The sequence below is a fragment of the Brucella sp. genome (assembly GCF_032066345.1).
GTDB lineage: Bacteria > Pseudomonadota > Alphaproteobacteria > Rhizobiales > Rhizobiaceae > Brucella > Brucella pseudogrignonensis.
This window is the reverse complement of sequence record NZ_DAMBKZ010000007.1, coordinates 71286-85619: the sequence shown is the minus strand read 5'-3', so window position 1 is coordinate 85619 and position 14334 is coordinate 71286. Positions and strand designations below refer to the sequence as shown.

Genomic DNA, 14334 nt, shown 5'->3' with positions numbered 1-14334 from the left:
TCTGCAGCAGTGGAGACCGCGATGATTTCAACATCAATTGTATCGGACACGCCAGCGGCGGATTGGATCGAGACCGAAGCCGGCTGGCAATCTGGGCCAAACCTTATCAGCCTCATCGACAATTGCTGTCTAAAGCGGGCCATGCTTGTCGCTGACGGCGGTTTGATCTTCATCGTGGCGGAACAGTCGCTGGACCTCCCCAGCCTCTCCACCCGCACGCGAAAGCAAGTTCTGTCCGCCTTTGCGCACAATCTCACTGGCGATGGTCTGCTGATTTATATTTCCGATACTCGTCGCGTGACACTGGTCCGCACGGCCCATGCCACCATACCGCTTTATGTGTCCGCAGAAGCTGACCGGCTCAATGTCAGTTGGGATTATCATGCCGTTGTGGCGGCACGTGGTGCGGTGGTGTTGTCGAGGAGCGAACTGCGTTACTTCATCCTTTATGGTCCGCAACTTGCGCAGGAGACGATCGTTATCGGCGTGAAACAGTTGTTTGCCGGGCAGTCAGCCAGCTGGTCTGCGGGTCAGACAGAGATTGAGATCGATCCCATGATCGAATGTGAGAGCCTGGAACAATCGGTTCTAAGACCTGGGGCACATGTCACCGCGGGTTTCGTCGATCTGATCAATCTGAGTTGTCGTGCGGTGCTGCAGCATGCAGCGCGACCTGCGCTTGAACTCAGCGGCGGTATGGATTCCTCCTGTGTGGCCGTTGCCCTGAAGGCGGCAGACAGGCCGTTTCTTTCCTATGCATTGCTGCATGACGGCAATGCCGGACATAAACAGAAGCTCAGGTGAATGGAATTGCTGTCGCAGCTCGATTACACGGATCGCTGCATCCCCTCGAAGATCTGTAAACCCTTTACCCGGCTGCAACAGCCATGTGCCGAGGGTGACGATTGCATCGGTGTTTATGACGATTTGTACTGGGATGGGATCTTGGAATGTCTCAATGCCATGCCGTGTGGCAGGCCGGATCTGGTGATCACCGGTATTGGAGGGATGAGATGACGATTACCGATTTATCCGATGCCACAATGGCCCTCTCTGCACGCTCCACCGAGGCTCTCAAGGCGTTGTTCTTTCACCAGATGGTCCCCACGCGGCGCCTGCCGGCGACCGGCGTCAGCCAAAGCGCCTTATCGGCGGCTTTCGTACGCGCGCCGCTGTTTCTTCGGCAAGGGATATGGCCAAAAAACCCGTTCATCGATCCGCGACTGGCGCAATTCGCACAGATGCTTCCTTTTGAGCTGAAGCAGAACCGTCTGCTCAACCGGCTCACTCTGGCTCGCAGCGGATTGAGCGATCACTTCATTCTTCCCCGCTTCAAAGAGAATTTCAAACGTGTATTCATGGATGATCTGATGGATTTCCGCGGCGACATTTATTGGAGTGAGAGTGTGCTTCATAGCCAGATGATCGCCAATGCGGCAGTACTTTGTAACGAAATCAGAGATTTGCAGGACAGCGGCGAGACTGGCCTCTCCAACTATACTCTCATCAATGCCGTAAGGGCGGAGTTTGTTGCCCGCCATTATTGCCGCGACTATTCCGCAGCTTTTGCTGATTAGGCGGCTAATGTTAAAAGTTAAGCCGCCTGGTTCAATGTCTGGTGACCGTGTGACGGATGTGTGCGTATTCCCCGCCAGGGAGCGCCTTTCTGGCAAGCCATAAACGGCAACTGGTTCAAATGGTTATTTCAGGAAGCCTTCGGCATCGAAATCTTCCCAGCCGCGCAATTGTGGTGTCTGCTTTGACGCCGCCGCCTTGTCCCCGGAACCGGTCTTTTTGACAAGGGCGCGGGTGTATTTGGCCTTTGCAGCAGCGCGCCTGCGGTTTTCAGCAGCTGTTTCCCGGTCCTGCACCCGCCATAGATCGGGTGCGCCCTGATCAAGAATATCTTCGACAAAGCGGGGCTCATAGACATGAAAGCTGATTTTTTTGGCGCGCCCGCGCAGTTTTACGGTCCTTAACCCGGCACTCACCAGGCGACCATCCTTCAGCCATCGATGGCGTTCGCTTGCGGAGATTGACAGGATATCCTCGATCTCCCGTGGGATGATCGGCAGGCTGCGAATATCCTCCAAGCTTTGTTGAATGGTTTGGATCGCTGCTGTTGACAGGCTGTCCGGGGTAACCGGCATGCAAAAGCAAAGGGTGCCGGCTTCAAGCTCGACAGACTTGCGCTGGCTGAGCGGAAGCCTTGCCCTTATGTGCTGCAAAATGCCCTTGGCGCGCACAGCCGAGCCCAGCGTCGCCTCGACGGGCAAGGTCCAGCTCCTTATTTTTTGCGCGCCATCGAAATCTTTGAACTTGGTCATGGTTAGAATAGATGGAAAGCGCAGACGCAAAAGTCAATCATCCCTGCGAGGCGGGCTCCGCAGCAACTTGAAACCTGTTGCTGCAGGCCCGCCGATGCTAGCAGTCTTTTGTCAGTTAAAACATGTCATTATAGGGCTTTTTTGTTTCTCCGACCGATTTCGCCAGCGCAGAAAAGGTCAGCGGCACTGCGCTGTCACAGCCATTTGCCACTTGCAGAATTCGAATTGGAAAACATACGGCATCGCGATGGGCGGGATTGAGGTTTTCGACGAAGCGATCATCACTGCGAGCCGTCACTTCAGCGCTCTTTAGTGCGCCTTCGATTCCGGTTCGCGACAGCAGTCCCTTGTCAATCAATGCGCGGTTGAGGGCGGCGATCGCCAGACACAGTCCTTCAATCTGTAGATTTGCAACATTCATGATGGTTTCCTCCCAGGATGAACCCCAACGCCGTGAGCGGCGGTTTTGATCCGCACAGCAGCCCGCGCTTTTTGCAGGGGGACAGGTTTTCTAGCAAGTCAGGGTTTGCGACACCATGCGTGCCAGGTTGATCCCTGCGGGCGTCCGGCGCCAGCGCAACCGGCTATCGCATCATTTGATGGCTTGCATTGCGGCATCAACCTCAATCATCACGGGGGCATGGTCACTGGCATGGTTCCAGCCGCGCGGCGCGGGTCTGACTTCGGCCGATCGGAGCGTTCCGGCGAGTATGGGATCGACAAGAATATGGTCGATCCGCAGACCGGCATTGCGCTCGAATGCATTGCGCCAGTATTTCCAGAAACTGTAGAGCGTCTCCTCAGGGTGCAGGTGGCGAAGCGCATCGGTCCAGCCCTGGGTGAGGAGATCGGCATAGGCCTTGCGAACCTCCGGGCGAAACAGGGCGTCGCCGCGCCAGCGCTGCGGCGCGTAAACATCGCGGTCGGTCGGAATGGTGTTGAAGTCCCCAAGCAGAACGGTTGGCACGGACAGAGCCAGAAGCTGTTCTGCATGGGCGTTGAAACGGCGATACCAGTCAAGTTTATAATCAAAATTGCGGCTGGCGACCGGATTGCCATTGGGGAGGTAAAGACAACCGATCAGGATACCGGCCACTGCCGCTTCGATATAGCGGCTATGCGGGTCTGGATTTGGACCGGGCAGCCCGACCCGGGTCAAAACCGGGGTGGTGTCGCGCGCAAGGATTGCCACGCCGTTGAAGCCTTTTTCTCCGTGCCAGACAGAACCATAACCAATGCTTTCGAGTTTCTCAAAAGGGAATTTTTCGTTGACAGTCTTGAGTTCCTGAAGACCCACAATGTCGGGGCGGTCTTTCTGAAGCCAGCGTATCAAGCCTTCAAGCCGACCATTCACGCCATTGACATTGTAGGTTGCAATCTTCATGAGGCCCATCAGATGGTAGGTCGGTGATGTCATGACAACTCTGACGGGTTTCGATGGTTCCCAGACAAACCGGCACAGGGTCGCCTTTGGGGCGTTGATTGTCGTTGCCCAAATGAGGCTGGTTGCCTCGGCTGGCTTTACGATGCCCACAATTTGCGCAGCAAGATATAGCCGGAGAGGAAAAAGCAGGCCGTGTTGGTGAGAATGATTGGCCATTCCATCCGCAGAAAGCCGAATATTGTCCATAGTGCGAAGCCGATAACGGTGACCATATACATGCGTGCTGAAATGGCTGCGGTGTCGGCGGTTCGGATGACCTTGATTACCTGAGGAATGAAACTGGTCACCGAACATATCGAAGCCAGGTAACCAATGATCAGGGCTATATCCATGCTGTCTCAATCAGGGTTGGAGCTGTGGTTTGCGGCGCTTTGAAATTGCGTCTTGAAAGCCCAACTGCCCACGCGCCACAGTGTTCCCGCCTGTCGCTTCAATAAGTTGTGGATCGCGCGCTCCGAACGCGCTGCACGGCCCGGCGCGGCGTGGGCGAGGGGGCGTGTCGATCCGAACGCTCGGGAACAATCTCAGGATCCTGCGGTTAGGGGGCAGAGGTGAAGCATGGCAAGAGATCTATTCGCAGACAAAACTGCCGGTGCGCGGCTGCGCGGCGCCATAAAGCCTGTTGACTGCGATGCGACACCGCGATCGGTCGAGCCGCATGACAACAATGCGTCCAGTGATGGCTCTTCACTGCGTGCATGGCGGGCACGCGATAAGAGACCCGTTTCGCGGCAAGCGCCATTGCGCGAAGGACCCGCATATCTCATCTGGTGGCTGATGATTGCAGCGGGCATTATTGGATATTTGCTTGTTTCATGGGTGTGGCAATGAATGGGAATGCTGACAAACAGCGTAAAGTAGCAGGCACGGCACCGCAGCTGTTTCGTTACGTCCCGCGCGTGGTGCTGTTGCTGTTTGCCGTTCTGATCGTCGTTTTTCTGGCCTGGACCTTCCTGGGCGGCGCATCGGTTTCCTCGACACGCTTGGTTCCATCAAAATCGGGCGCCAGTCCACCGTCGCAGCCAGTCGCGGATATGCCAGGCGACAAAGGCAGCGAGAAGGCAAAAACGGCGGCTGATCGGCCGGCAGCACCGGGTGCCCAGAGCCGATAATGCCGACATTGCGTTGCCTCAATCCGATCCGTGTTCGGCCGTGCCGCCCCATCTGTTTTTGAGGATCGCCGGCAGATGCAGCTGGATGATGTAGACCATCAGCGAGACCGCCCAGCCGAACATCAATATTCCACTGGCTGCGGTCATCGGTCCAAACAACCGTGTTTCAAGGATTTCGGCAGATCCACCAGGCCCAAGCGTGGTGTAATTCAACATGGCTGTGTAAAATGCATCACTGAACCTGCCGGCAAACCCCATCTGATAATAGGTCAAGGCCCAGATGCTCACACTCAGACAGACACAGACAAACAGCACCAGATAAAGCACGATCAGTGAGATCACCAGAAACAATACCCGTCGTTCATTCATGCGGGCGCCGATGAGATGAACTAAGTAATAGATCAGAAGCGTCGACAACAGATGCACGATCATGACGATCAACCCGACCGCTGATCCTATGATGAAATCTGACAACATCGACATTCTCCCGCATTCATATGCTGTGGCATTTCTCTCCATAGGCGAGAGAGATTAATCCTCTGTTGATGGAAGGAAATGCCTGCACCGCGTTTTTGTGCGATGCGCGGCGTTCTCCTGCGCCGGTTTAACGGGTAATGTTCTGAGGTTGATAATGAAAAGCAGCGGCGGTAGCGCTGCTGCGCTAGCAGAACGCGAGGGCGTTTATAGGTTGCTCATCCCTGTTTGCGAAAAAGGCGATGCCATGCCGATGCCATTCCATGCCATGACCTAGCAGGCCATCACGCGCCACCATGGGTCATGAAGGGTGGCTGGCGGGGTGCGCCCGGCCTTTTTAACAAACCGGTCGTACCACCGGTCAAATAAAGCCATAGTATCGTTCACGCCTCGAGGGCTTCGATTCGCTGAAGCCTTCTCAACACATCGCAATGGCTCGGGTCCGGACCAACAGTCCTGCCGATTGTTGCGCAGATATCGGTATGGAGTGGGAGAATGATCAGCTTGAAAACGTGGTCGCTTGCGATGGCAATGGTTGTAAGTCTAGCCGGTTCAGCGGTGACGCCAGTGGCCTTCGCTGCCTCAGGCTCCGGCGATCTTACTGATAAGCAAAGGGCCGAACTTCAGCATGCGGCAAGTATTGATTGCGATGCGAATGACAAGGATAAGTGCACTGCCGGCAATGTTGACAGTGGCGATTACTATGATGTGCGCATTTATGGTGACTGCACGATCGCTGCCTATTACGGTCGGATTGCCGATAAGGCGGCTTCTTTACGAAAGGATGTCGCGACAACCGGCAGCACCGGCAAGACAGACGCCGCGCTGGCACCTGAGCAACTGGTCTGCATCAAGGCGGCCGCCCAGGTGCAGTCAAGTGATAAGGAATATTACGTGATTGCGCTTCCGATGGATCACGGCCCGGAATGCAAGGGTGAAGAATTGTGCCGCACGCCACGCCCGCTCGCTGAGACGTTTCAGGCGGCGATGAAGAATTGCCAGCCCGGCAATCAGAAGTCCATGGCGGGCTGCCCGCAGGGCTGGGTCTTTGCCTCAGAAATGGAAGCCTATTCGAACGGCCTGCCGCAGACCGGGCCAAATGGTTCTTCGGATTGAAGCCTTGTTTTTTTGGCTTGCCTGCCACCGCGGAACTGGCGCGGCGCTGATCTTATGTTCAAGATCGGCGCTGCTGTTTGAGCGCGTGGTGCAGCGTGCCATACTCAATTTTGCTGCGCAGCGCCTGGTTGCGCCGAGAGCGCGTCAAGTTCGGACAGCGCATATTGCAGTTCGATGCTGCGGGCGGAAAGGTTTTCGCGCAGATGCAATCGTGAAGCGGTGCCAGGGATCAGCAGGATATTGGGTGAACGTCTGAGCAGCCAGGACAAGGCCACTTGCATGGGCGTTGCGCGACAGCGGTGAGAGCAGAGGACTGGATGGGTGAAAAGCCGGCGAGCGGAAAGAATGGAACAGAGGCGATCTGTTCTGCAACAAGCTTATCAATCAGGCTGTCATACGCGCGATGAACCAAATTGTGCTGATTCTGCACACAGACGATATCTGTCACAATCCGGCAGTCGTCGATCTGCTGTGCCGTGAGATTCGATAGGCCGATATTTCGGATCAGCTCCTGACGCTTGAGATCGGCAAGCACGCTGAGCGGTTCCTCCAGGGCTCCTTCGGAAGTACATGGAAATCGAACATGGCGCGCAGATTGACAACGTCGAGAACATCCAGGCCAAGATTGCGCAGATTGTCATGTACGGCCTGTGTGAGTTCGACGCGGGAAAATGCCGGATTCCAGGACGCATCCGCGCCGCGTACGGCGCCGACCTTGGTCACCATCACCACCGGATCGGCATAGAGATGCAAGGCTTCCCGGATGATCTGGTTGGTGACATGCGGGCCATAGAAATCACTGGTGTCGATATGATTGATGCCCCTCTCGAACGCTTCACGCAGCACTGCAATGGCTTTGGCACGATCGCGCACTGGCCCGAAGACGCCCTTGCCTGCAAGCTGCATCGCGCCGTAGCCCATTCGCGAGAATGGGTTTTCACCCAGCCTGTAGGTGGCTGAAATCGGGGTGCCTGGCATGGTTGTTTCTCCTGTTGCTCTGAAGAGGGGAAACCTCAGACTTTGAACCAACAATCGGTTGGGTTGTCCGCCCTGGCGGGCAATGAGGCATTTTACTGGGCACGGGCGCGTGGTTTTCGCGAGGCGTCACGGATTGGCGGACGCAGTTACTAGTCGCTCTGTGATGCGGTTAAACGTCTGGAAAGTGACCTCGGCCTGCGTCTTCTCCACCGCACCACCCGCAGTGTACTGCCGACCGAGGTTGGACGGATATTGATCGAACGGCTGGGCCCGGCCTTTCCCGATATAGGATCAGCGCTTGACCAGGCGACCAGTCACGGCAATCGCGCTGCTGGATCTCTGAAGTTCAATGTTCCAGCCAGTGCAGCGCGGCTTGTGCTGCCACGTGTCGTGCCGGCGTTTCTGATGGCCTATCCCGATATCCGTCTGGAGATCGTCACCGATGAGAACTTTATCGACATCATCGAAAGTGGGTGTGACGCGGGTATTCGCTATGACGAGCGGCTGGAACATGACATGATTGCTGTGCCAATCGGCCCGCGCGAGCAGCGCTTTGCGCTTGCGGCATCACCAGAGTATCTGGCTGCGCGAGGCACCCCGAAAACGCCGCAGGATCTGCTGGTCCATGATTATATTCGCGATCGTTTTGCGGGTCGTGCGATCCCGGCCTGGGAGTTTTAACGCAATGGGGATGTGGTGCTCATTGAGCCGACCGGCCGGCTTATTGTGCAGTCCGGTGGGGCCACCATCTGGAGATCGAGGCGTCGAAGGCAGGGCTTGGTATTCTGTGTCTGTTTGAAGATTGGCTGACAGCGGATTTTCAAACTGGAGCGCTTTCGTCGATCATGGAGCACTGGTGGGTGCGCTTTTCGGGCCTTTTCTCTATTATCCCGGGCGGCGTCTGGTGCCCTCGCCGCTGCGTGCCTTCATTGTTCGTGCGGGCAATGCCACAGACGGTGTCGCCGCAGCATCCCGGCCGGCAGACAGGCGGTTGAAATTAAGCTGCACGGAAGCCGGGCTCCGCAGAGCGCCTCACGGTGCTGGGGAATTATAGCAATGAGCCTTGCTGGGGTTCGAGGCTTTCCGGCACCTGCAGCTGCCCAAGTCTGATCAGTTCGGTTGTGGCGCTAAAGCGGATATCAGGGTCGCGGTCCTACAGAAAGGCGTCGAGTGCTTCCACGCTTATCCGGTCCATCCATTGCCGCGATCGGGGCCGCTTTTAACACGCGGCAGCAGCCCTAGTTCTGCGGACAGCTGCGGCCTGCAATAGCGCTGTTCGAAAGCGGCTTCCATTCCGAAGGCGCGCTATCAAACTGGCGGCGAAGCCGTGCCGAGAAAGCTGAACGGGAAACTGGAAGCGATCGCTGATTGGTTGAGCGCAAGCGCGCCCATGGTTGTGCCTGATGCGGAAATATCCTAGATCCTATCTCATGAAAATTTTTGCATCCGCTGACCAAGGGTCCGACGCACTGCAGTTGTTCAGTATTTCTTTGTTGTCGGCGGCATGATGACCGTAGCGATTGCTTTGTTTACAATCATGCTCTGCGGCCCCTTTGCCTATCTTGCAGTGAAGTTGCCGATGCCTGCGCCTTATAAGCTGCTCTATCTTGGGGTGATCGGCTGCGTCGCTGCTGCAACGTTCCTGTTCGGGCGCCAGCTTGGTTGATGGTGTTGAAGCATTGCGGGCATCTGAGCGCCGGGCAATGTTGCTGATCAGGCTGGATCGGGCTGTTTCACCGTGCAGTCATCTGGGCTGAGGGCCCGTCTTGGCGGAGCCTGTCCAGTCAGGCTCTCCCGGGTAGGTTCCAGCAGGAAAGCGACAGCACGATCAGGGTCGCCCCAGCCATTCAAAGACGTGAGAGACATCTTGAAACATCAAAACAAAAGTGAATACCGCGGTCGGCACGATTTGCGACATTTAGCGATAGCTATTGGGGATGGGTCACATTTGCAGCCGGTCGCTTTGTCTGACTGAACGCAGGAACGGCGTGTTGCCCGCGCTATCAATCTCGCCTACAAGGATGAAGCTGGCAATATTTTGGCGGTGAGCACCGGCTTTTACTCGCTCGGTCTGGTCTACAACAAAGACCAGGTGGAGACGCCACCCAGATCGTGGCAGGATTTATGGCGGCCTGATTATGAGGGTGCGGTGACATTTCCAAGCCCGGCCAATGTGATGAGCGTACCGTTCCTGGCGGAGCTGGCCAAGTAGAAGGGCAAACCGCTCAGCGCGATGGGTCCGGTTTTCGATTCAATTCATAAATTGCGGGTCGCGGCCTATTTCGATACGGCCGGGGCAGGCACCAATTTGTTCCAGAGCGGTGAGGTCATCGCTGGGGCGTATTATGCCAGTTCGGCATTTGCTATGCGTGACCAGGGACTGCTGATCGATTTCGTCGTGCCGGAGGAGGGCGCGATTGGTGGCGATATCCGGTTGCAACTGGTTGCCGATACGCCGCGCCGGAAAGCTGCGGAGAAGTTCATCGATTTCGCTGTGAGCAAGGCGGCCGCGCAATGCATGTCTGAGCGGATTTTCGTCGGCCCGGCGACCAAAGGCGTTGAATTTTCTGACAATGCAAAGCAGAAAATGCCCTGGGGTGTTGATGGCAGTGTAAAGAACCTGTCGCTTCCCAACTGGAATGAAATCAACAGCAATCGGGCCCGGGTAATTGAAGATTTCAATCGCGCCGTGGCTGCCAAAAAATGATATCAATTCGGCGCTTGGATCCGAAACCATAGCAGAAATCGGCTCCGCAGGACCTTTCCCTCCTGCGGAGCATGCGGCTCAGCGGCCATGGAGTTCCGTGATGGCCTGTTCGATGACGATTGTGTCGGCGTCATTCAGACCTTCGCCGGCAACGTGGCCCCAGGGGGTTTTCAGAATGCGCAATTCGGCCTTTGCGATCCGCGCTGCCTCCTGCGCTGCGTCTTCGGGCGGAAAATACAGATCGCTTGAAGAAGGCATGATGATGGTATCTGAGGTGATGGCCGCAAGCGCTGTGTCGAGATCGCCGTGATATATGTCGTTTGCGCTGATATCCGCGTGAATGCCGCTCCACAGATGGGCAAGCAGGTCATTGGCGTCGCGTTTCAGAAACCAGGCCTCCCAGAAGTCGACGAGGAAGTCTTCGAGCGTGGCATAACCAAGGGCGCTTTCGTCGAGCCTGTGTCTGAAGAAGGCTTGCGAGAAGCCCCAGGCGGCATAGATGCGGGCTGCCACGCGCAGACCGCGCTTGGGTGGGCTTGTATAAAAGCCCTGCCGAAACGCGGGATCGAGCTCGATGGCCGCACGGACGCTTTCAAAAAACAGTCGAAAGTGACGGGAGGCGCGCGCGGCGCTCTGGAAGGTGAACAGACGCTCAACCATCGCGGGATAGGCGGCCGCCCATTCAAAGGCCTGCGCGCCGCCCATTGACCAGCCAATTGCCAGGCGGATTTTATTGATTTGGAAAACCTCGGTTAAAAGCCGGTGCTGCTGTTTGACGCTGTCGTGCAGTGTGATGTTGGGAAAACGGGCGGAGCCGTTTGGTGAAGCGGTGTTGCTGGGGGAGCTGGAAAGCCCGTTGCCAAACAGATTTGGCACGATGATGAAGTAGCGTGTGCAGTCGAGCGCACGCCCGGGGCCGATCAGCCATTCCGCATCGCTGTGTGTTGCAGCAAAAGATGTTGGATAGACAATGACATTGTCTCTGGCCGCGTTGAGGGTGCCATAGGTCTTATAGGCGAGTTTTGCATTGTGGAAGATGCTCCCCGATTGCAAGGCAATGTCGCCCAGTTCAAGATGATCATAATGCATCCTGTTACCTTTCAGGGTTGATAGCGAGCAGGGCAAGCGTGATGAGAGCGAGGGCGGCGAGGCTTGCCGCCGCCATCAGGTTGATCTGCAGGTCGAAACGGTCAACGATGCGACCTCCGACGAAGGAGCCGGCTGCGATGCCAATGTTGAAGACCGAGACAAAAAGTGCGGTCACGATCTCGATGGCAGCGGGTGCGGCTTTCATCATCCATGTCTGCAAAGCCACCGAGACGCCGCCATAGACCAGTCCCCAGAGGATCAGCAGCGCTGTCGCGTTCACCGTATTGTCTGAAGCGAGCGCGAAGCCCAGCAGGGTTGCTGCAAGCATGCAGGCGATGCCGCCAATAATTGTTCCCACCCGCCGTGCGGCCATCATGCCGGCGAGGAAATTGCCGACAATCCCTGAAAAGCCATAGACAAAGAGAAGCAGGCTGATTGCGGATGCCGGAATGGCGTTCAGTGTCAGAAGGACCGGTGTGACGAATGTATAGGCCATGAAATGTCCGGCCACCAGCAACAATGTCAGCAACAGGCCTGGTCGCACCAGAGGAAGCCGGAGAGCGGCCTGGAAGCGGGCGGGATCAATGGCGTGATCAACAGGAAGCGGCGGCAATGTCCAAAGATTGAGCCCAAGCACGATCACGCTGAATGCGGCCATCGCACCGAAGGCTGTGCGCCAGCCAAAAAGGCTGTCGATCAGCGCGCCAAGCGGCACTCCCAGAACGGAAGCGGCGGCGACGCCGCTGAAGATGATGGCCGTCGCCCGCGCCACCGCCTTTGCCGACAAATGCGGCGTTGAGGCGGGCATTGAATGGAGCGTTGCGTTGGCCGTTGCGTGCGCGCCGGATCGGCTGGTTGCCCGATCCGGTGATTGGGGTGGCAGCAGCCGTGGGGCCAGGCCGCCGGCGATCGCCCATATGCCGCCCATACAGAACCCGACAAGGATCCGCGCACAAACAAGCCAGGAGAACGAGGCGGCGAACATGGCCATCAAATTGGCGGCAACCAACAGGAGGAGCAGACCAGCAAGGATCTGGCGCCGGTCGATGCTGCCGGCCATCACGATAATGAGCGGTGCAAACAGGGCAGCGATGATTGCCGGTACGGAGATGGTGAGCCCGGCGACGCCCAGCTCTATATCGAAGCTGCTGGCGATCGGTGCCATCAGGCCAACCGGCAACATTTCTGTGGTCACCACAGCAAAAATTGCCAGTGCGACGGCATGGACAGCGGGCCACCCGCGATGTCTGGGGGTGAGCGGCGATGATTGATTGTGTTGCATAGGATTGTGATCTTTCAAGACGCGGCTGGGTTGCCTGTACGTGCCCCCTGTTTACTCGGTCTGAAAATTCGATAAAGAACGCTGTTGTGGCAACAGATGGGACGATTTGGAAACAATGATCGATCATTTCGGTGATGTACTGGCCTTTGTGCGTGTGGCGGACACGGCGAGCTTTACCAAGGCTGCCGAACGGCTTGGCGTGACGCGGTCGGCGGTGGGCAAGAGCCTCACGCGGCTGGAGGAGGCGTTGTCGACGCGTCTGGTGCATCGCACGACCCGCAGCGTGCGTCTGACCGAAGAAGGCCAGTTGTTTTACGAGCACGCCCTGCGGATTCTCTGCGAGGTCGATGACGCGCAAGCCATGCTGTCGCAACGCAACCAGCAGCCAAAGGGACGCCTGCGTGTCGACCTTCCAACGGCCTTCGGGCGGCTGCATGTTCTGCCTGTCCTGCAGGACTACCTGGCGGAATGGCCAGAACTGGAAGCCGAGGTTTCATTTTCGGACGATTATTGTGATCTGGTCGGCGACGGCATTGATGTTGCTGTGCGCATTGGCGGACCGACCGACAGCGGATTGATCCGCCAGGTTCTGGCACCGCATCGGCTGCTGACCTGTGCTGCGCCGGCCTATTTGGAAAAGCGTGGTATCCCGCAGGTGCTTGATGATCTCAGGCATCATGACAGGATTGCCTTCAGCTATGCCAATTTGCCGGTATCCTGGCGCTATCAGATTGCAGGTGAAGAGCGCGCCCTGGCTGTTGAGGGGCGTTTGCGGCTCAGCAATACCGAAGCCATTCGCGATGCGGCGCTCAACGGGCTCGGGCTTGTCCAGCTCGGCGCCTTTCTGGTGGGGGCCGACATTGCACAGGGGCGGCTGGTCGCGGTGCTTGAGAACTATGCCCGTGAGGAACCGCCAATCGTTGCAGTCTATCCGACTCGCCGTCATGTGTCGCCGAAAGTTCGCCGATTTGTCGAAGCATTGCGAAGCGCCTGGGCGGCGGGGCCGCCCTGGTAGCCGGCACGGGTTTGTTGGGTTCTGTTAGCCGCAGGCGGCGCGAACGATCCTGCCACTATCGGGATCCGTTTCGATAGTGACACGTTCCTGGCGAAAATCCATGGTCACCGGGTCGCCGGGCTTGATCTGACGAACAAGTGTTGCGCCGGTCTGCTGCATTGCCTGTTGATCGCTTATCCTGTTCTTGCCAGCCAAAGCGCTCGCCGCAGCTTGATCACAGAGTGATTTTTGCGGATCGGGCGCTGCAGACACTGTCTGTTTCTGGCAGCCAGCCAGTGCAATTACCACGAAAATAGCGGCACAGGGGATGACCGAACGGGCGAGCGACATGGTGCAACGATCCTTTTTGACTGGCCGGCATCTGCACAGGATGGCTGCCGGCACATGATGTTCCTGGCGCATTAGCATCTTTGAGATGACTGGAATCTGAACGGGAATTTCAGGACGGGCGCGTTGGATTTTTGACGCAAGCCATGCTGTCATTGGAGGCGCAATGCCACACGCTGCCTGCGCATCAAACGTAATGCTGATTACCATGAACAGATCGATGATCGCTTGTCATCCCCCGGCTCTTAAAGCAGTAGCGCGGTCCAAGCGCTTAAACATGATCAAGGTCTGGACAGTCCGCAGGAAATGTCGCTGCTGCTAGTCGACTAAATCAGTGCATGGAACGTTCAACTCTCTGTCGGCACGGCCATCTCATAGCCAAAACACCAATTGTTGCCGCCACTCCCAAAAGTTCTTCCGTCATCACCTACCTCGTTTCGTTTGGCATATGGTTAACGTTCGA

General features: G+C 56.9%; 15 protein-coding genes and 3 pseudogenes. 9 read left to right on the top strand and 9 right to left on the bottom strand.

Annotation, left to right across the window (positions count from 1 at the left end):
* The first annotated feature begins 21 nt into the window (after positions 1 to 21).
* On the top strand, positions 22 to 804 hold the full coding sequence (locus RT142_RS11000) for a hypothetical protein (RefSeq protein WP_007881298.1): 783 nt from the start codon (positions 22 to 24) through the stop codon (positions 802 to 804).
* Between the two features lie 209 nt (positions 805 to 1013).
* Positions 1014 to 1577, top strand: coding sequence for a hypothetical protein (locus RT142_RS10995; protein WP_007881294.1), 564 nt, complete (start codon positions 1014 to 1016; stop codon positions 1575 to 1577).
* Between the two features lie 123 nt (positions 1578 to 1700).
* On the opposite strand, the gene RT142_RS10990 is transcribed toward RT142_RS10995, so the two are convergent.
* The 4 genes from RT142_RS10990 to RT142_RS10975 form a co-directional block, all read right to left on the bottom strand.
* On the bottom strand, positions 1701 to 2327 hold the full coding sequence (locus RT142_RS10990) for a hypothetical protein (protein ID WP_039861207.1): 627 nt from the start codon (positions 2325 to 2327) through the stop codon (positions 1701 to 1703).
* A gap of 115 nt (positions 2328 to 2442) precedes the next feature.
* Complete coding sequence (locus RT142_RS10985; RefSeq protein WP_007881290.1) at positions 2443 to 2748, bottom strand: hypothetical protein; 306 nt, start codon at positions 2746 to 2748, stop codon at positions 2443 to 2445.
* A 171-nt stretch (positions 2749 to 2919) separates the two neighbouring features.
* Positions 2920 to 3711, bottom strand: a complete 792-nt coding sequence (gene xth, locus RT142_RS10980) for an exodeoxyribonuclease III (RefSeq protein WP_039861205.1) — start codon at positions 3709 to 3711, stop codon at positions 2920 to 2922.
* 137 nt (positions 3712 to 3848) lie between these two features.
* Complete coding sequence (locus tag RT142_RS10975; protein ID WP_007881285.1) at positions 3849 to 4103, bottom strand: SemiSWEET family sugar transporter; 255 nt, start codon at positions 4101 to 4103, stop codon at positions 3849 to 3851.
* A 226-nt stretch (positions 4104 to 4329) separates the two neighbouring features.
* On the opposite strand from RT142_RS10975, the gene RT142_RS10970 reads away from it, so the two are divergent.
* Both RT142_RS10970 and RT142_RS10965 read left to right on the top strand, forming a co-directional pair.
* Positions 4330 to 4602, top strand: coding sequence for a hypothetical protein (locus tag RT142_RS10970; protein ID WP_313028616.1), 273 nt, complete (start codon positions 4330 to 4332; stop codon positions 4600 to 4602).
* Entirely contained in the window at positions 4599 to 4883 is a 285-nt protein-coding gene (locus RT142_RS10965; RefSeq protein WP_313028614.1) for a hypothetical protein, read from the top strand. The genes RT142_RS10970 and RT142_RS10965 overlap by 4 nt, the downstream gene beginning before the upstream one ends.
* A gap of 18 nt (positions 4884 to 4901) precedes the next feature.
* Here the strand turns inward: RT142_RS10965 and RT142_RS10960 are convergent, their stop codons facing one another.
* Positions 4902 to 5360: a hypothetical protein gene (locus RT142_RS10960; protein WP_007881279.1), complete on the bottom strand. Its 459-nt coding sequence runs from the start codon at positions 5358 to 5360 to the stop codon at positions 4902 to 4904.
* A 492-nt stretch (positions 5361 to 5852) separates the two neighbouring features.
* Between RT142_RS10960 and RT142_RS10955 the strand changes: the two genes are divergently transcribed.
* The gene (locus RT142_RS10955) at positions 5853 to 6473 is read left to right on the top strand and encodes a hypothetical protein (RefSeq protein WP_007881278.1); all 621 of its coding nucleotides are present in this window, start codon (positions 5853 to 5855) and stop codon (positions 6471 to 6473) included.
* Between the two features lie 104 nt (positions 6474 to 6577).
* On the opposite strand, the pseudogene RT142_RS10950 reads toward RT142_RS10955, so the two are convergent.
* A pseudogene (locus RT142_RS10950) lies at positions 6578 to 7451 on the bottom strand (oxidoreductase).
* A gap of 63 nt (positions 7452 to 7514) precedes the next feature.
* Here RT142_RS10950 and RT142_RS10945 point away from each other — a divergent pair.
* The 3 genes and pseudogenes from RT142_RS10945 (at position 7515) to RT142_RS10935 (ending at position 10158) form a co-directional block, all read left to right on the top strand.
* Positions 7515 to 8446, top strand: a pseudogene (locus tag RT142_RS10945) (LysR family transcriptional regulator).
* A 509-nt stretch (positions 8447 to 8955) separates the two neighbouring features.
* Complete coding sequence (locus RT142_RS10940; protein ID WP_194270519.1) at positions 8956 to 9117, top strand: hypothetical protein; 162 nt, start codon at positions 8956 to 8958, stop codon at positions 9115 to 9117.
* Between the two features lie 336 nt (positions 9118 to 9453).
* Positions 9454 to 10158 (top strand): annotated as a pseudogene (locus RT142_RS10935) (extracellular solute-binding protein).
* A 78-nt stretch (positions 10159 to 10236) separates the two neighbouring features.
* Here RT142_RS10935 and RT142_RS10930 read toward each other — a convergent pair.
* Complete coding sequence (locus tag RT142_RS10930) at positions 10237 to 11247, bottom strand: alpha/beta fold hydrolase (RefSeq protein WP_313028611.1); 1011 nt, start codon at positions 11245 to 11247, stop codon at positions 10237 to 10239.
* A gap of 4 nt (positions 11248 to 11251) precedes the next feature.
* Positions 11252 to 12412, bottom strand: coding sequence for an MFS transporter (locus RT142_RS10925; RefSeq protein ID WP_409558578.1), 1161 nt, complete (start codon positions 12410 to 12412; stop codon positions 11252 to 11254).
* 232 nt (positions 12413 to 12644) lie between these two features.
* Here RT142_RS10925 and RT142_RS10920 point away from each other — a divergent pair, with 232 nt between their 5' ends.
* A complete protein-coding gene (locus RT142_RS10920) occupies positions 12645 to 13544 on the top strand; it encodes a LysR family transcriptional regulator (protein WP_094544092.1) in 900 nt (299 codons plus the stop codon).
* Between the two features lie 24 nt (positions 13545 to 13568).
* Here RT142_RS10920 and RT142_RS10915 read toward each other — a convergent pair whose 3' ends face one another.
* Positions 13569 to 13874, bottom strand: coding sequence for an I78 family peptidase inhibitor (locus RT142_RS10915; protein ID WP_064323274.1), 306 nt, complete (start codon positions 13872 to 13874; stop codon positions 13569 to 13571).
* Positions 13875 to 14334 lie beyond the last annotated feature (460 nt).